Origin of the sequence: Caballeronia calidae, from assembly GCF_900044055.2 — a bacterium.
GTDB lineage: Bacteria > Pseudomonadota > Gammaproteobacteria > Burkholderiales > Burkholderiaceae > Caballeronia > Caballeronia calidae.
In genome coordinates, this window is sequence record NZ_FCOX02000067.1 from 18070 (window position 1) to 34740 (window position 16671).

General features: G+C 64.9%; 15 protein-coding genes. 11 read left to right on the forward strand and 4 right to left on the reverse strand.

Annotated features, from left to right (window positions below):
• Window positions 1-26: 26 nt before the first annotated feature.
• Together AWB78_RS34810 and AWB78_RS47850 are read right to left on the reverse strand one after the other, a co-directional pair.
• A complete protein-coding gene (locus tag AWB78_RS34810; protein ID WP_062611161.1) occupies window positions 27-395 on the reverse strand; it encodes a hypothetical protein in 369 nt (122 codons plus the stop codon).
• Between the two features lie 54 nt (window positions 396-449).
• A complete protein-coding gene (locus tag AWB78_RS47850) occupies window positions 450-839 on the reverse strand; it encodes a hypothetical protein (protein WP_198399415.1) in 390 nt (129 codons plus the stop codon).
• 66 nt (window positions 840-905) lie between these two features.
• On the opposite strand from AWB78_RS47850, the gene AWB78_RS34815 reads away from it, so the two are divergent.
• The 9 genes from AWB78_RS34815 to AWB78_RS34855 all read left to right on the forward strand — a co-directional run bounded on the left by AWB78_RS34815 (window position 906) and on the right by AWB78_RS34855 (window position 8695).
• Window positions 906-1925: a bile acid:sodium symporter family protein gene (locus tag AWB78_RS34815; RefSeq protein WP_062611162.1), complete on the forward strand. Its 1020-nt coding sequence runs from the start codon at window positions 906-908 to the stop codon at window positions 1923-1925.
• A gap of 326 nt (window positions 1926-2251) precedes the next feature.
• Entirely contained in the window at window positions 2252-3289 is a 1038-nt protein-coding gene (locus tag AWB78_RS34820) for a hypothetical protein (protein ID WP_062611163.1), read from the forward strand.
• Complete coding sequence (locus tag AWB78_RS34825; protein ID WP_062611164.1) at window positions 3277-4068, forward strand: PIG-L deacetylase family protein; 792 nt, start codon at window positions 3277-3279, stop codon at window positions 4066-4068. Before AWB78_RS34820 ends, AWB78_RS34825 begins: the two co-directional genes overlap by 13 nt.
• The gene (locus AWB78_RS34830; RefSeq protein ID WP_062611165.1) at window positions 4065-4676 is read left to right on the forward strand and encodes a class I SAM-dependent methyltransferase; all 612 of its coding nucleotides are present in this window, start codon (window positions 4065-4067) and stop codon (window positions 4674-4676) included. The genes AWB78_RS34825 and AWB78_RS34830 overlap by 4 nt, the downstream gene beginning before the upstream one ends.
• A 204-nt stretch (window positions 4677-4880) precedes the next feature.
• Entirely contained in the window at window positions 4881-5900 is a 1020-nt protein-coding gene (locus AWB78_RS34835; RefSeq protein WP_062611166.1) for a LacI family DNA-binding transcriptional regulator, read from the forward strand.
• Complete coding sequence (locus tag AWB78_RS34840) at window positions 5897-7150, forward strand: AGE family epimerase/isomerase (protein WP_062611167.1); 1254 nt, start codon at window positions 5897-5899, stop codon at window positions 7148-7150. Before AWB78_RS34835 ends, AWB78_RS34840 begins: the two co-directional genes overlap by 4 nt.
• A gap of 17 nt (window positions 7151-7167) precedes the next feature.
• Window positions 7168-8079: a carbohydrate kinase family protein gene (locus tag AWB78_RS34845; RefSeq protein WP_062611168.1), complete on the forward strand. Its 912-nt coding sequence runs from the start codon at window positions 7168-7170 to the stop codon at window positions 8077-8079.
• Between the two features lie 65 nt (window positions 8080-8144).
• A complete protein-coding gene (locus AWB78_RS34850; RefSeq protein WP_062611169.1) occupies window positions 8145-8366 on the forward strand; it encodes a hypothetical protein in 222 nt (73 codons plus the stop codon).
• 83 nt (window positions 8367-8449) lie between these two features.
• A complete protein-coding gene (locus AWB78_RS34855) occupies window positions 8450-8695 on the forward strand; it encodes a hypothetical protein (protein WP_062611179.1) in 246 nt (81 codons plus the stop codon).
• A gap of 8 nt (window positions 8696-8703) precedes the next feature.
• On the opposite strand, the gene AWB78_RS34860 is transcribed toward AWB78_RS34855, so the two are convergent.
• Window positions 8704-9360, reverse strand: coding sequence for a glutathione S-transferase family protein (locus AWB78_RS34860; RefSeq protein WP_062611170.1), 657 nt, complete (start codon window positions 9358-9360; stop codon window positions 8704-8706).
• A 244-nt stretch (window positions 9361-9604) separates the two neighbouring features.
• On the opposite strand from AWB78_RS34860, the gene AWB78_RS34865 reads away from it, so the two are divergent.
• A complete protein-coding gene (locus AWB78_RS34865; protein WP_062611171.1) occupies window positions 9605-13174 on the forward strand; it encodes an indolepyruvate ferredoxin oxidoreductase family protein in 3570 nt (1189 codons plus the stop codon).
• Here the strand turns inward: AWB78_RS34865 and AWB78_RS34870 are convergent, their stop codons facing one another.
• Window positions 13175-14494 carry an EAL domain-containing protein gene (locus tag AWB78_RS34870; RefSeq protein WP_062611172.1) on the reverse strand — a complete coding sequence of 440 codons (1320 nt, stop codon included), beginning with the start codon at window positions 14492-14494 and terminating at the stop codon, window positions 13175-13177.
• 379 nt (window positions 14495-14873) lie between these two features.
• Here AWB78_RS34870 and AWB78_RS34875 point away from each other — a divergent pair, with 379 nt between their 5' ends.
• A complete protein-coding gene (locus tag AWB78_RS34875) occupies window positions 14874-16526 on the forward strand; it encodes a Na+/H+ antiporter (protein WP_062611173.1) in 1653 nt (550 codons plus the stop codon).
• Window positions 16527-16671: the final 145 nt, after the last annotated feature.

Genomic DNA, 16671 nt, shown 5'->3' on the forward strand with positions numbered 1-16671 from the left:
CGTCCGTTGCTATCGAGGCGGAAAGATCAGTTGCGGTAATTGCCGTTGGCCGGCGCGCGGCCATCGTCCGACGGGCGCCCGGGCGGGCGCGGGAGGCTGCGCTCTTCGTTGTAGCGCGTGATATCGGCGCGGATGGAACCCGAAGCGCGCATGGGAACGCCCTGTTCGGCGCGCGGAACCGGACGAACCTCGGCGCTCACGGGCGTCAAACCGTCTTTCGCGGCGACAGGCGTGTAGTGCAACGATTGCCTGCTGGTGGCGGAGTCGCTGAACACCGCCGACGACAGCCACTCGGCGCGGGGCCCCGCAAGCGCGAGCGAACCGGCCACCGCCAGTGCGCCGAGCGCAGCGGATGCGAAAAGCCGAGTCGTCTTGCGAAAGCCAGTGAGCGCCATGTCGAAACTGCCTACGTCCGACCCTATTCTCGTCCGAGGCGTCGAAAGCACAAGCTAACGTTCCATGCGGACAACCGGCCGTAGTCGGAACATCCGGGTCATGACATCGAATTGATGCAAAAACCCGCCAACCGGTGTATCCAACAATTTATTTCGCGTCGCGACGGCAGTCGAGCCAAAAAGTGTTATGCCTGCTCGATGGTTGTAACACCATGTTACGTCAGAGTTTTTCGCCCTCTGCGACCGTTTCGGACGACCAATCATATGATGTAAAAACATGCTGGACAGACGATTGCGAAGGGCGGCCAAAGCGGCCTGCGCGCGGCCCGATTGTTGCTCCCACGGCTCCGGTTCGCCGGCAGAACGCTCGCTTTCATGCGCGTCGGTAATCAATGGATCGTGTAAATGAATTTGCCAATTCAATCGCGCACAAGCGAGAATCATGGTTTTCCTGACTTGACGCTGAAGACGCCGGGCACGCTCGGCATGACCACGCTCGAGACTCTCTGAATGGCACGGCCCAAATTTCTTCCCGATAACTTCACGCTGGCGCTCGTCGGCACTGTCATCATTGCGAGCGTCTTGCCCTGCCGCGGCGGCGTGGCGGTGGCATTCAACTGGATCACCGATATCGCCATCGGCCTGCTGTTCTTCCTGCATGGCGCTAAACTTTCGCGCGAGGCGATCGTTGCCGGCGCGACGCATTGGCGGCTGCATCTCATCGTCCTTTTGAGCACGTTCGCGCTGTTCCCGCTGCTCGGCGTCGTTCTGAAGCCGGTGCTCACGCCGCTCGTCACGCCCGCGCTCTACACCGGCATCCTGTTCCTTTGCACGCTGCCATCCACGGTGCAATCGTCGATCGCGTTCACGTCGATGGCGAAGGGCAATGTGCCCGCGGCCGTGTGCAGCGCGTCCGCGTCGAGCCTGCTCGGCATTTTCATCACGCCGGCGCTCGTCGGGCTCGTCGTGAGCAATCACGGCGCGACGACCGGATCGCCGTGGCATACGGTCGGCAACATCACGCTGCAACTGCTCGTGCCGTTCATTGCCGGGCAACTGTTGCGGCCGGCTATCGGCAAATGGATCGACAAGCACCGCGCGATGCTCAAGTTCGTCGATCAGGGCTCGATTCTGCTCGTGGTGTACGTGGCATTCAGCGAGGCCGTGAACGAAGGCATCTGGCATTCGATCTCGCTCTCGACGCTCGCCGGCCTGCTCGCGGTCAATATCCTGCTGCTGGCAGCCGCGCTGTTCCTCACCGCGTTCACGGCGAAGCGCCTCGGCTTTTCCCGCGCGGACCAGATCACGATCATCTTCTGCGGGTCGAAGAAGAGCCTCGCCTCGGGCATCCCCATGGCGAAGGTAATCTTCGCGTCGCACGCGGTGGGCGCGGTCGTGCTGCCGCTCATGCTGTTCCATCAGATCCAGCTCATGGTCTGCGCCGTGCTCGCGCAGCGCTGGGGTGCGCGCAAGACCGCGCCCGAACCTGCGCGCGAAGGCAAGAATGTCGGCGCTCCGGCGCGCCGCTGACTCGCGCTTCCTCGCGAGCGGCATCGGCTGCTTCATCGTCGCTTTTCCTCCTCTCCAATGAAGGCCGCCATGCGCGGCCTTTTCGCCATTTGATCCCGGCCGCGCGCCGGCGTCGATTCGGCCGAATGGCATAAGCCAGAAAATCTGACTACTCGCATCGAATTTCGGACGCACGCTGCTACACGTCCGACGCTTCGGCCTATGCCATTGGGCCGAATGGCGCCCGGGCATGTGCCTTGCCACACTATCGTTCAGAACCGTGCAGAAACGGACATAGGACGAACCATGCGGACACATCCCGCCAGCCATCCATCGCGGAAGAAGAAATGAACGACGTCGAACCACAGGCGACAGCTTCCGCCCTGCGCGGCTTTCTCGGCGAGCTTCAGTTTCAGCGCGGCAACGCGCCGGACACAGGGCGCGCGCTGCACGCACTGATCGCGGCGGGCCTGGACCGCCTGCCCTTGCCGGGCCGTGGCAACACCTCCGAGCGTTGGCGCGCGCTCGGCGCGGTGGCCGCGTTCGACCTGTCGCTCGTCAAGCTGTACGAAGGCCATACCGATGCCCTCGCGATCCTCGCCGAGCTCGATGCCGATCGGCAGAACGAGAACAGCGCGTGGGCCGTGTGGGCCGCCGAGCCACCGAACGCGCGGCTGTCGGCGCTGCGCGGCATCGATACGCACGGCGTGCTGCTCCACGGCACGAAGGCGTGGTGCTCCGGTGCGGCGTCGGTCACGCACGCGCTGGTGACGGCCTGGAACGAACGTGACGAACCGGTGCTTGCCGCCGTCGACTTGAAACAGCAAGGCGTGCAGATCACCGATGCCGGCTGGCACGCAGTGGGCATGCACGCGAGCGCGAGCGTCGATGTGCGTTTCGAGCACGTGCCCGCGCGGCTGATCGGGCCGCCGCGCGGGTATCTGGAACGTCCCGGTTTCTGGCAGGGCGGCGCGGGGATCGCCGCGTGCTGGTTTGGCGCGGCGGCGGCCATCGCGGCGTTCGTCGCACGCGACGCAAGACATCGCGCGGGCCCGCACAAGCTCGCACATCTCGGCGCCATCGACACGACGCTGTGCGCCACGGCCGCCTTGCTGCGCGAGACGGCCGCGTTCATTGACCGCGAGCCGCACGCCGATGCGATGACGCACGTTATGCGCGCACGGCTCGCGGCGGAGCATGCGGCCGCCCTCGTCGTCGAGCGCGCGGGCCGTGCGCTGGGCGCGGGCCCGCTCTGCCGCGACGCGCATTTCGCCCAACTCATGGCCGATCTGCCGGTATTCATTCGACAAAGCCACGCGGAGCGCGACGAAGCGTCGCTGGCCGAGCGCGTCATCGAGGAGGAATCGACTTCATGGCAAGTGTGAGCACGCGAGGGCCGACAGAACAAACGGCCATCGACCGCGCGATCCTGGGCGAAGGCACACCCGAAGCGGCGTGGCAGGGATGGGCGCGCCTCAATGCGCTGCCCGAGGTCGAGCCCGCCGAACTGGTGCCGTTCGGCGGCCGGGCTGTCGTAGTTGCGCCACACCCCGACGACGAAGTGCTCGGCACCGGAGGGCTGCTCGCCCGTCTCTCGCAGATCAGCCGGAACATACTCATCATCGCCGTGACGGACGGCACCGCGAGCCACCCGCATTCTCCCGAATGGCCCCCGGAGCGCCTTGCACGCGTGCGTCCGCAGGAAACGCGCGCCGCGCTGCAGCGCTTGCATCTGCGCCAGGTGCAGGTGGTCAGGCTCGGTCTGCAGGATGGCGATCCCCGGCGCATCGAATCGAACTTATCAGGATTGCTATCCAGATATCTTCAGGAGGCGGATATCGTCTTCACGACGTGGCGCTATGATGGACACCCCGATCACGAGGCAGCCGGGCGCGCCGTTCATTTCGCGGCAGAGGCGCTCGAACTGCCATGCGTCGAAGTGCCGCTCTGGACATGGCACTGGGCCTCGCCTGATGATACGCGCGTGCCATGGAGCCGTGCCCGTCGCATCATCCTCGACGGCGCGACGCATGCCCGAAAACTCCGGGCCGTAGAAGCTTTCCGAAGCCAACTCGAACCCGACGCCGCGACCGGCCAGGCGCCAGTACTGCCAGAGCATGTGCTGGCCAGGCTGACTCGGCCTTTCGAAGTCGTACTCATATGAACAACACGAACAGAAACGCTCAGCAGTACTTCGATAGTCTGTATCGAGAAAATGAAGATCCCTGGAAAATCAGGCAGCGCTGGTATGAGCGGCGCAAGCGCGCGCTCATGCTCGCGTCGCTTCCACACGAGCGTTACACGCGCGCCTACGAGCCCGGCTGCGGCAACGGCGAGCTGACCGCGCTGCTCGCGCCGCGCTGCGACGAACTCGTCGCGACGGACATCGCCGAGGATGCCGTCGCGCTCACGCGCCAGCGCGTCGCTCAGTGTCCCAATGTGAAAGTCCAACAGATGCTGCTGCCTGATGTCTGGCCGAGCGGCAAGTTCGATCTCGTCGTGATCAGCGAAATCGGTTACTACCTTGACGAACCTCAGCTTTGGCATATCGTCGAGCACATTCACCAGACTTTGTCGCCCGACGGCGCGGTCGTCGCGTGTCATTGGCGCAGGCCGATCGAAGGCTGGGAGCAAAACGGCGACGAGGTTCACGCGAAGTTGCGCGGCCGCATGAGCATGCCGGTGCTGTGCCATTACTGGGACGACGATCTGGTCCTCGACGTGTGGACGGCGGACAAGCGATCCATTCACGATCGCGAAACGGTGGCGTAGTGTTTTGCGATTTTTTACTAAACAAACAAATCGCAAGAAATGTCATATTAGACAAGCATCTACTGGTTTTCTCTGAGGCTTTCCGCGCGGCTTTTCGGCTGTTTTACTATACAATCGCCTCGAACAAGCGAACTCGGCAGGCGCGATAAACACAGCGCCCGTCAGACGAATAGCCGGAACCAGGCGGAGACAGAGACCACCACGATGGCCACCACCATTCGCGATGTCGCGCGTGCGGCAAGCGTCTCGATCGGGACGGTGTCGCGCGCGCTCAAGAATCAACCGGGCTTGTCCGAGGCAACACGCGTGCGCATCGTCGAAGTCGCGCAGCAGCTCGGCTACGACTCGGGACAGTTGCGCACGCGCATTCGTCGCGTGACTTTTCTGCTGCATCGGCAGCACAACAATTTCGCCGTCAGCCCATTCTTTTCGCACGTGCTGAACGGCTTCGAGGAAGCGTGCCGCGAACGGCGCCTCGTGCCGTCCGTGCTCACCGCCGGGCCGACTCACGATCTCGCGCAGCAAATGCGTCTGCATGCGCCCGACGCCATCGCGGTGGCGGGCTTCGTCGAGCCGGAGCTGCTCGCGCACCTGCATTCGCTCGCGCGGCCTACCGTGCTCATCGACCTGCGCGCGCCGGGTTTCCGTTCAGTCAATATCGACAACGTGAAAGGCGCGTCGCTCGCGATGCAGCATCTGTTTGCCCAAGGGCGGCGGCGTATCGCCTTCATCGGCGGCTCGCTGGCGCATTACAGCATCGCGCAGCGCGCGCTCGGCTATCGCAAGGCGTATTTCGACGCCGGCCTGCTCTTCGATCCGACGCTCGAAATCGTGACGCAGCCGGGCCTGCCCGCCGATCTCGCCGCCGCCGACGCCATGGAACGCCTGATCGCCGACGCGCGCATGCAATCCAGTCCGCTGCCCGACGCCGTTTTCGCCTATAACGATGCAGCGGCCCTCGCCGCGATGCGCGTCTGTCTCGCGCACGGGTTGCGCGTACCGGACGACATCGCGTTCGTCGGTTTCGACGACATTCCGGCCGCCGCGCAAAGCACGCCGCCGCTCTCGACCGTGACCGTCGACAAGGAAGCGCTCGGGCGCCGCGGCGTCGAGTTGCTGTTGGAAGATCCATCGAGCCCGCCGAGCCAGGCCGACACGCTCGTCGCCGTCAATTTCGTTCCTCGCGCGAGTTCGGGCACGAAACAGGACATCAGCACGCCATGAACATGACCGCCTCACCTGCCATCGTCGAAGCAGCGCCAGCAGATCGCGCGATCGATTTCCGCAGCCGCGACTTCCTGCTCTCGCACGTGCGCGACACGCTCGCGTTCTACGCGCCGACCGCGCGCGATCCGTCCGGCGGCTTCTTTCATTTCTTCAAGGACGACGGCAGCGTCTACGACCGCACGACGCGCCATCTCGTCAGCAGCACGCGCTTCGTCTTCAATTACGCGATGGCGTACCGGCATTTCGGCGACGCCGGCTATCAGGACGACGCGCGCCACGCTTTCAAATTTCTGCGCGACGCGCACTGGGACGCCACGAACGAAGGCTACGACTGGGAAATCGAGTGGCTCGACGGACAGAAGCGCACGCTCGACGGCACGCGCCATTGCTACGGCACGGCGTTCGTGCTGCTCGCGTGCGCGCATGCGGCGATGGCCGGCATCGACGAAGCGAAGCCGATGATCGACGAAACCTTCGCGCTGATGGAAAAGCGTTTCTGGGACGCCGGCGCCGGTCTCTACGCCGACGAAGCCACGGCTGACTGGCAGCTTTCGGACTATCGCGGGCAGAACGCGAACATGCACGCGACCGAAGCGCTGCTCGCCGCGTACGAAGCGACCGGCCACGTCATCTATCTGGATCGCGCCGAAAAGATCGCGGGCAACATCACGCTGCGGCAGGCGAAGCTGTCGAACGGGCTCGTGTGGGAGCACTTTCACCGCGACTGGTCGGTGGACTGGCATTACAACGAATCGGACAGCTCGAACATCTTCCGTCCGTGGGGCTTTCAGCCGGGGCATCAGACCGAGTGGGCGAAGCTCTTGCTGATTCTCGAGCGGCATCGCGCGCTGCCGTGGCTCGCGCCGCGCGCCGTCGAACTGTTCGACGCCGGTTTCAACCGCGCGTGGGACAGCCGTCATGGCGGCCTCTACTACGGCTTCGGACCCGACGACACCATCTGCGATCACGACAAATACTTCTGGGTGCAGGCGGAAAGCTTCGCGGCGGCGGCGCTGCTCGGCGCGCGCACGGGACGCGAACGCTTCTGGGACTGCTACGACGAGCTTTGGCGCTATAGCTGGCAGCACTTCGTCGATCACGAATACGGCGCGTGGTATCGCATTCTCACGTGCGACAACCGCAAGTACGGCGACGAAAAAAGTCCCGCCGGGAAGACCGACTATCACACGATGGGCGCGTGCTATGAAGTGCTGAACGCGCTCGGACCGTCCCCGATTCAACGATGACCTCAACGGTGACAAGCATGGCAAGCGAGCAAACCACCTTCCCGCAATTCGTCTCCGCCGGCGACATCCTCACTGACATGATTCGCACGGACGTGTCGAGCTGGCTCTCGCGTCCGGGCGGCGCGGGCTGGAACGTCGCGCGCGCGGTCGCGCGTCTCGGCCTGCCGACGGCCTGCGCCGGTTCGCTGGGCGTGGACAATTTCTCCGACGACCTTTGGGAAGCGAGCGTCGCCTCAGGCCTCGACATGCGCTTCATGCAGCGCGTCGAGCGGCCGCCGCTGCTCGCCATCGTCCACAAGACCCAGCCGCCGACCTACTACTTCATGGGCGAGAACGGCGCGGATCTCGCGTTCGATCCGTCGCGGCTGCCGCAAGGCTGGATGGAGCGCGTGAAGTGGGCGCATTTCGGCTGCATCAGCCTCGTGCGCCAGCCGCTCGGTGCGACGCTCGCCGCGCTCGCCCGCCAGTTGCGCGAGCACGGCGTGAAGATCAGCTTCGACCCGAACTATCGCAATCTGATGGAGCACGGCTACGAGCCGATTCTGCGCAACATGGCGAGCCTCGCGGATCTCATCAAGGTATCGGACGAAGATCTGCACATGCTGTTCAAGGGCATGCCCGAAGCGGATGCGCTCTCGAAAATCCGTTCGATGAATCCGCAAGCCACCGTTCTCGTCACGCGCGGCTCGGCACAAGCCACGCTCTATGCCGGCGACGAGCAATTCAGCGCGCGCCCGCCGAGCGTCGAAGTGGCGGATACGGTCGGCGCGGGCGATGCGTCGATCGGCGGATTGCTCTACAGCCTCATGGCGCGTCACGGCGAGTGGCCCGATCACCTGAAGTTCGCGCTCGCGGCGGGCGCGGCGGCATGCCGTCATTCCGGCGCGCATTCGCCCTCGCTGGAAGAGGTCGAAGAATTGCTGGAATGACCGTCGCACGCGTTACATATCAGCGTGCTAGCATGGGTTCGTCCTTGCCTGGAGGCGAATCCATCATGGAAGACACCACCTACACGAAAGGCATCTATACCGCGACGATCGGCATACGCGCCATCGACGGCGGCAAGTACCAGGGTCTCGTCTCGCTCGCTCGCGACGACGGCGAGGATACCGATGCGACGCTCTACGAAGTGGAAGCCGTGTCGGAGAACGAGGAAGAAGCGCTCAACGAAGCGCGCGCGCTCGCGCACCGCATTCTCGGGGAAATCGAACTGTAGCCAGGCGGCCACGTCGGCGCGTGGCGCACTTCGCTTCACCTCACTTCGTTCTGCGGCGCTTTCCCGCTGCATCGGAGGACATCATGCCGGAGCAGATCTTCCTTTACGGCGTCTACGCGATCCACGTGCGACCGGTCGAGCTCGCGGGTTCGCGCTGGGACGCGGAGTACGAGATCCGCCATCACGACAAGGCCGTGCAAACGTGGACGACCGTCGGTGGCGACGGCGGTCTCGCCGACAAGGCCGAGGCCGTCGATCTTGCGCATCGGCGCGCGGTGTCGGATATCGAAGCCGGCGCCGGGATTCCGAAGCCGCGCGCGTTCCCCTGATCTTCGCGCTACGGCTGCGACTCGTCCGCGATGTGCACGACGCCCGCGTGGTGCCCGATTCCGAGCCGCTCGGCCTCGCGATGATCGATGGCTGACGCGCGCTCGTAGCCTTCACGCGCGAGCGAGCGCTCGACGTAATCGAACAGCACGCCCTGCGGCTCGATCAGTTTGGCGATGAACGCGATCTGCAGCGTGCTCGCCGCGAGAATATCGGCGGCGGTGAACTGGTCGCCGAGCAGCCACGGCCCTTCCTCCAGCGCGTTTTCGATCGCATGCTCGACGCGCCCGAGATCGCCCCATCCGAAGCTCACGGTGTTGCCTTGCAGACCGGCCATGCGCTCGGCCATCGCGGGTTCGAGGCACGAGCCGGTGAAAAACATCCATTGCAGAAAGCGGCCGCGCGACGGATCGTGCATCGGCACGCCGAGCGCGGTTTCCGGATACCGGTCCGCGAGATAGAGCAGCACCGCGCCCGATTCGGCCACGCGCACGCTGCCGTCTTCCAGCGCGGGCAGCTTCGACATCGGATTGATGCGGCAGAAGTTCGGATCGTTCTGCGCCCCGGCGCGGATATTCACGAACTCGAGCTGATACGGCACGCGCATTTCCTCGAGCATCCACAGCGCGCGAAAGGCGCGCGTCTTCGGCCAGTAGAAGAGCTTCATCGGCGTCGTCGTTTTCGTTGGCTTTCGAGGCATTCAGGTTAGTCCCAAATTCGTGCAAATCGCGCAGCGGATCGCTTCGGGTTTACGCGGAGCCGCGCCCGATGGAGAAAATTCATCTCGCTCATCTCGAAAAAGACGGCGTTGTTTCTCGATGCGGGGCGAATCACGACGAGTGCGCAAAAACATTCCGCATTTGTCGGCAAAGAATGTCGCATTGCCTCACATAACAAATTTGGAGATTCAATTGAACGCACGCGTCCCCGCCGATGCCTTCTTTCCTCCCGCGCTGTCGGACTATCAACTGAGCGACAACCTGAGCGCCACCAAAGGCCGCATCTTCCTGACCGGCACGCAGGCGCTCGTGCGCCTCGTGCTGATGCAGCGCGAGCTCGACCGCGCCGCGAATCTGAATACCGCCGGTTTCATCAGCGGCTATCGCGGCTCGCCGCTCGGCATGGTCGATCAGCAATTGTGGAAGGCGAAGAAATTGCTCGCGTCGCATGACGTGCGCTTCCTGCCCGCGATCAACGAGGAACTCGGCGGCACCGCCGTGCTCGGCACGCAGCGCGTGGAATCGGATGCGGAACGCACCGTCGATGGCGTGTTCGCGATGTGGTACGGCAAGGGCCCGGGCGTCGACCGCGCGGGCGATGCGCTCAAGCACGGCAACGCATACGGCTCGTCGCCGCATGGCGGCGTGCTCGTCGTCGCGGGCGATGACCACGGCTGCGTGTCGTCGTCGATGCCGCATCAGAGCGATCAGACGATGATCTCCTGGCACATGCCGGTGGTGAATCCGTCGAACGTCGCGGACATGCTGGAGTTCGGCGTCTACGGCTGGGCGCTGTCGCGCTTCTCGGGCGCGTGGGTCGGCTTCAAGGCGATCTCGGAGACGGTGGAATCCGGCTCGACCGTCGATCTCGACGCCATCCGCACCGACTGGAAAGCGCCCGAAGGTTTCACGCCGCCGCCCGGCGGCCTGCACAACCGCTGGCCCGATCTGCCGAGCCTGACGATCGAAGCGCGTCTCGCCGCAAAGATCGACGCCGTGCGCCACTTCGCGCGCGCGAACAGCATCGACAAGTGGATCGCGCCGAGTCCGCGCGCGAACGTGGGCATCGTGACCTGCGGCAAGGCGCATCTCGATCTGATGGAAGCTCTGCGCCGCCTCGACCTCACCGTCGATGATCTCGATGCCGCCGGCGTGCGCATCTACAAGGTCGGGCTGTCGTATCCGCTGGAAACGACGCGGCTGGAAACCTTCGTCGAAGGCTTGAGCGAAGTGCTGGTGATCGAGGAGAAAGGGCCGGTCATCGAGCAGCAGATCAAGGATCATCTGTACAACCGCGTCGATGGCGCGCGGCCCGTCGTGATCGGCAAGAACGCGCGCGACGGCGCGCAGCTTCTGTCCGCGCTCGGCGAACTGCGTCCGTCGCGCGTGCTGCCGGTGTTCGCGCAATGGCTCGCGCGTCACAAGCCCGCGCTCGATCGCCGCGACAAGGTGGTCGATCTCGTCGCGCCGCAAATCCTCTCGAATGTCGCCGATGCCGTGAAGCGCACGCCCTACTTCTGCTCGGGCTGCCCGCACAACACGTCGACGAAGGTGCCGGAGGGCTCGGTCGCGCAGGCGGGCATCGGCTGCCACTTCATGGCGTCGTGGATGGAGCGCGACACGACCGGCCTGATTCAGATGGGCGGCGAAGGCGTGGACTGGGCATCGCACTCGATGTTCACGAAAACTCCGCACGTCTTCCAGAATCTCGGCGACGGCACGTACTTCCATTCCGGCATTCTCGCGATTCGTCAGGCCGTGGCCGCGAAGGCGAACATCACGTACAAGATTCTCTATAACGATGCCGTCGCGATGACGGGCGGCCAGCCTGTCGACGGCAGCATTTCGGTGCCGCAGATCGCGCGGCAGGTGGAAGCGGAAGGCATTGCGCTGCTCGTCGTCGTGAGCGACGAGCCGGAAAAGTACATCGGGCACGAAGACCAGTTTCCGCGCGGCACGACGTTCCATCATCGCGGCGAACTCGACGACGTGCAGCGCCGTCTGCGCGACACGCCCGGCGTCACCGTGCTCATCTACGATCAGACGTGCGCCGCCGAAAAGCGCCGCCGCCGCAAGAAAGGCGAGTTTCCCGATCCGGACAAGCGCCTCTTCATCAACGAAGCCGTCTGCGAAGGCTGCGGCGATTGCGGCGTGCAGTCGAATTGCCTGTCCGTCGAGCCGGTCGAGACGGAACTGGGAAGAAAGCGCCGCATCGATCAGTCGTCGTGCAACAAGGACTATTCGTGCGTGAACGGCTTCTGCCCGAGCTTCGTCACCGTCGAAGGCGCGAAGCTGAAGAAAGCCGAAGGCCACGCGTTCGATCCCGCCGAGCTCGCGCGCCGCGTCGATGCGCTGCCGTTGCCGCAAGGCCAGCTCGACGCGGCGCCGTACGACATTCTCGTGACGGGCGTCGGCGGAACGGGCGTCGTGACGGTCGGCGCGCTCATCAGCATGGCGGCGCATCTGGAAGGCAAGAGCGCGTCGGTGCTCGATTTCATGGGCTTCGCGCAGAAAGGCGGCTCGGTGCTGTCGTTCGTGCGCTTCGCCGCGACGGATGCGCTGCTCAATCAGGTGCGTATCGACACGCAGCAGGCCGATTTGCTGCTCGCGTGCGACATGGTCGTCGGCGCGAGCCCGGAAGCGCTGCAGACGGTGCGGCACGATCGCACGAAGATCGTCGTGAACACGCACGCGATTCCGAATGCGAGCTTCGTGCAGAACCCCGAAGCGAACCTTCACGCCGATGCACTGCTCGACAAGATGCGCCACGCGGCCGGCCCCGGCGCGCACGACGCGATGCGCAGTTGCGACGCGCAGGCGCTCGCCCAGCGCTTTCTCGGCGACACCATCGGCGCGAACATTCTGATGCTCGGCTTCGCGTGGCAGCTCGGCCTCGTGCCGCTGTCGCTCGCCGCGTTGATGCGCGCGATCGAGCTGAACAATGTGGCGATCGCGGCGAACAAGCTCGCGTTTTCGATCGGCCGTCTCGCGGCTTCGGACATGGCCGCGCTCGAAGCGTTGACGGCGCAAGTGCTCGCCAGGCACGTCACGATGGAGCAGATGTCCTTGCCCGAGCTGATCCGCGATCGCGAGGAACGTCTGCTGGCTTATGGCGGCTCGAAGTATGTCGCGCGCTATCGCAAGCTGGTGAACGCGGCGGCCGGCAACGAAGCCATCGCGCGCGCCACCGCGATCTCGTTCTACAAGCTGCTCGCCGTGAAGGACGAGTACGAAGTCGCGCGCCTGCACGCGGACCCGGCGTTCCGCGCCGCGCTCGGCGCGCAGTTCGAAGGCACGGCTGGCGAGAGCTATACCGTGAAGTTCAACTTCGCGCCGCCCGTGCTTTCACACGGCGGCGTGCCGAAGAAGAAAACCTTCGGCCAGTGGATGTGGCCCGTGCTCGGCGGCCTCGCGAAGTTCCGCGCGCTGCGCGGCACCGCGCTCGATGTCTTCGGCAAGACGCTCGAACGCCGCATGGAGCGCCAGCTCGCCGACGATTTCGAAATCACGATGACGCGCGCGCTTTCGAAGCTAGACGCCGGCAATGCGGGCGAGGTTAAAGCGCTCGCCGCGCTGTTCGAGAAAGTGCGCGGCTACGGTCACGTGAAGCTCGCGAACGTCGCGATGGTCAAGCGCAGCGAACGCGACGTCGCCGCGCGCATCGGCATCGAAGCGGCGACGGGCGATGCGGTGCGCGCCGCCATCGACACGATGAAGGGCGCGTCGTCGCTGAAGGGCATTCCGGTGGTCGTCGCGAAATAGTCATTCCGCGTCTTCGTCGGGAAGCCAGTCGATGTCGCCGCACAGCACGCAGCGCTTGCCTTGCGAGCGCGTCTCGACCGACAGCGTGACGCACGGCATCGCCTCGTTGATCGACAGATACGGCTTCGTCACATGCACGCGCTCGGGATCGCCGAGCGCGGCGCGGAAATACGGGCGGCGCAGCCAGTTCGCGCCCTGCGCGTCGATGAGCGGCAGAAAGCGCGCCTCGTGCGCGGCGCGGTCCGCGCGCAGCACGACGTTGCGGCCCGCCTGCCTGCCGTTCTGATCGAGCAGGAAGCAGCGCGCGGCGTTGTCGAGCGCGAGGAAGTTCCAGCACACCTCGTCGAGCGGCTCGCCCGCCGCAAGCCGCTCGGCCGCGCGCTCGAACGCGCGGATATACGGCTGAAGCCGCGTCGCGACGCGCCGCTCGCGCGCTTCGGTCTGCATGCGGTAACGCTCGGTCAGCTCGCCGATCACGTCTCTGGCGTGAACGCTATCGGCAAGACCCGGATGCGGCCGCGCGAAGAAAAAGCCCTGCACGAAGTCTGCGCCGCTCGCGAGCGCGAGTTGCGCTTCGTGCTCGGTTTCGACGCCTTCGATCAACACGAGTTTGCCCGCCTCGTGCAGCAGCGACACGATGCCCGAGAGCACCGCCTCCATGTTCTGCCGCTGCTTCATCGTGCGCACCGACGACGGCGCATGCACGTTCTGGCCGGCGTGCGACAGCATCACGCGATCGAGCTTGACGATATCCGGATCGAGCTGCCAGATCCGTTCGATGTTGGTATGCCCCGCGCCGAAATCGTCGAGGGCGATGAGAAAGCCGTGATCACGGAACTGCTGCACCGCGAGCGCGAGCCGTTCGATATCCTCCGCGCTCTGCTCCAGCACTTCGAGCACGACGCGGCGCGGCTCGAGATCGAGGCGCCTAAGATTCGCGAGCAGCGCCGCCGCGTGATACGGCTCGGTCAGCGCGCCCGGATGCACGTTGAGAAAGAGCCATTCGGTCTGCGCACCGAGCATCTTGAAGTTTTCGAGATGAAGCGCCTGCGCGAGCCGGTCGATCTGCAGCGCTTCGCCGACGCGCGATGCCTGCCCGAACACGTCGAGCGGCGACACCGGGCGATCGAGCGAATCGTGCGCGCGCAAGAGTCCTTCATAGCCGACCGCGCGCATGTGCGACAGGCTGAACACCGGCTGAAAGACGCTCGACAGCGTCCAGTCGCCGTGCTCGACCGAATAGCGGTCGAATCCCGATGTCACGCCAAGCTCGAAGCTGCGCGCGGATATCGTCGTCTTCTCGGGGTTTGCGATCACCATGCCGACGCCTCCGCCCGAACGCCCCGGCGAAGCGCGCCCGGCTGCTTCATGCCCTGCGGACCCGCGCCGGATCCGTTCCAAACCATTTTCATAGAACCGCCCTCGATGATCTCGTCGGGAGTCTCAGTGTCCCGTGCCGACGATCAAGCAAGCTCCATGCGCAGAGCGTGCCGTGTTTCATCGGGCTTTCACGCGCCGCATGCACCGTCGACAGGCGATTCCACGTGCACGCGCACCGTCTCGGTGCGAAAGCCGAAGGCCGCGGATTCTGACCGTATCGCGAGCACGGGCTAAACTTTCGGCTCATCGAAATAAATGCTAGACGCCGCGTGCGCCGGCCGCATCTGCGCGTCGTGCGCCCTCGTGCTGTATCGCACACATGGAAATCGTTTTCACCGTCCTCATTCTTTTGCTGGCCGTCGCGCTGTCGGGATTCGGCCTGAGCCTGCTTCCGGTCAAGCTGCCGCTGCCGCTCATCCAGATCGCGATCGGCGCATGCCTCGCGTGGCCCGGCTTCGCATTGCACGTTACCTTCGATCCCGAGCTCTTCATGTTGCTGTTCATTCCGCCGCTGCTGTTCGCGGACGGCTGGCGCATTCCGAAGCGGGAGCTTTACATGCAGCGCCGCGCGATCCTGATGCTCGCGCTCGGGCTCGTGTTCATCACCGTCGGCGTGCTCGGCTACTTCCTTCACGCGATGATTCCGACGATGCCGCTGCCCGTCGCGTTCGCGCTCGCCGCCGTGCTCTCGCCGACCGATGCCGTCGCGCTGACGGGCATCGCCGGGCGCAACCGCATTCCCGCGAACCTGATGCACATTCTGGAAGGCGAGGCGCTGATGAACGACGCGTCGGGCCTCGTCGCGCTGAAGTTCGCGATCGCGGCGGCGCTGACGGGCGTGTTCTCGATGCGCGACGCGACGATCAGCTTTTTCATCATCGCGGCGGGCGGGCTCGCGATCGGCGCGGCGATCAGTTGGGCGGTCACGGAGATTCCGTCGCGGCTGCTGAAATTCTCCGAAGACGACGACCCGGCTGCGGGCGTCATCCTGACGATCCTGATTCCGTTCGCGTCGTACGTGATGGCCGAGCACGTCGGCTGCTCGGGCATTCTGGCGGCGGTGTCGGCGGGCATGATGATGAACATTCAAAGCCTGCGCGAAGGCATTCCGAGCGCGGTGCGCGTGCGCATGACGAGCACATGGACGATGATCGAGTTCGTCTTCAACGGCATGGTGTTCATCCTGCTCGGGCTGCAGTTTCCGCACATCATCGGGCAGGCGTTGATCGAGGCGCATCACGACGGCAACGCGCAGGTCGGCCTGCTGATCGGCTATGTGTTCGCGACGCTGGTCGCGCTTTACGCGCTGCGGTTCGTCTGGGTGTATTCGCTGCGCTGGGTCGCCGCGCGCAAGACGGCGAAGCAGGGCATCGACAGCGCCGCGCCCGGCTTTCGCACGCTCGCGCTGACGACGATCGGCGGCGTGCGCGGCGCCGTGACGCTTGCGGGCGTGCTGTCGCTGCCGGTGACGCTCGCGGGGCGCGATGTCGCGATCTTCGTGGCGTCGGCGGTGATTCTGGTGTCGCTGCTGATCGCGGTCGTCGGGTTGCCGCTGATGCTGCGAGGCATCGAGCGCGAGAAGAATCCGCACGCGTCGGAGGAGCGCATGGCGCGTCGGCGCGCGGCGCAGGCGGCAATCCGCGCGATCGACGATACGCATGATGTGCTGATCGAGCAGATGGACGAGGCGGCGTCGGCTCGCTGCGCCGATACAACGGCGCGAGTGATGGGCATGTATCGGCGGCGGCTCGCCTCGCTCGGCGATGATGAGGCGCCCCGGGCTGCTGCCAAGAAGAGTGAGATGGTGGAGACGCGGTTGAAGATGGCGGCGCTGCGGGCCGAACGTGCTGAATTGTTGAAGCTGCGGTCGCTTCAGCACATCAATGATGAGACTCTGAACAAGTTGATGCGCGAGGTCGATCTTTCGGAGACTGCGATTGTGAATCGGAAGCGAGGGGCGGGGGCGGGGTGACGTGGGTGGTGCGGGGTGGTACGGGTGTGGTTTCGCCGGATCCCAATTTCGCGTCGGTCTATTAGCACTGCCCCTGTGCGGGGCGGCAGTCACTTTCTTTGCTGCTGCAAAGAAAGTAACCAAAGAAACAGCCATCCCCAGCCTA

Bases quoted from the DNA above. Each gene is read 5' to 3' on its own strand.
- AWB78_RS34875 (WP_062611173.1), top strand. From the start codon at position 14,874: ATGGAAATCGTTTTCACCGTCCTCATTCTTTTGCTGGCCGTCGCGCTG.
- AWB78_RS34870 (WP_062611172.1), bottom strand. From the start codon at position 14,494: ATGGTGATCGCAAACCCCGAGAAGACGACGATATCCGCGCGCAGCTTC.
- AWB78_RS34825 (WP_062611164.1), top strand. From the start codon at position 3,277: ATGGCAAGTGTGAGCACGCGAGGGCCGACAGAACAAACGGCCATCGAC.
- AWB78_RS47850 (WP_198399415.1), bottom strand. From the start codon at position 839: ATGATTCTCGCTTGTGCGCGATTGAATTGGCAAATTCATTTACACGAT.
- AWB78_RS34820 (WP_062611163.1), top strand. From the start codon at position 2,252: ATGAACGACGTCGAACCACAGGCGACAGCTTCCGCCCTGCGCGGCTTT.
- AWB78_RS34810 (WP_062611161.1), bottom strand. From the start codon at position 395: ATGGCGCTCACTGGCTTTCGCAAGACGACTCGGCTTTTCGCATCCGCT.
- AWB78_RS34850 (WP_062611169.1), top strand. From the start codon at position 8,145: ATGGAAGACACCACCTACACGAAAGGCATCTATACCGCGACGATCGGC.
- AWB78_RS34835 (WP_062611166.1), top strand. From the start codon at position 4,881: ATGGCCACCACCATTCGCGATGTCGCGCGTGCGGCAAGCGTCTCGATC.
- AWB78_RS34815 (WP_062611162.1), top strand. From the start codon at position 906: ATGGCACGGCCCAAATTTCTTCCCGATAACTTCACGCTGGCGCTCGTC.
- AWB78_RS34840 (WP_062611167.1), top strand. From the start codon at position 5,897: ATGAACATGACCGCCTCACCTGCCATCGTCGAAGCAGCGCCAGCAGAT.
- AWB78_RS34855 (WP_062611179.1), top strand. From the start codon at position 8,450: ATGCCGGAGCAGATCTTCCTTTACGGCGTCTACGCGATCCACGTGCGA.
- AWB78_RS34845 (WP_062611168.1), top strand. From the start codon at position 7,168: ATGGCAAGCGAGCAAACCACCTTCCCGCAATTCGTCTCCGCCGGCGAC.
- AWB78_RS34830 (WP_062611165.1), top strand. From the start codon at position 4,065: ATGAACAACACGAACAGAAACGCTCAGCAGTACTTCGATAGTCTGTAT.
- AWB78_RS34860 (WP_062611170.1), bottom strand. From the start codon at position 9,360: ATGAAGCTCTTCTACTGGCCGAAGACGCGCGCCTTTCGCGCGCTGTGG.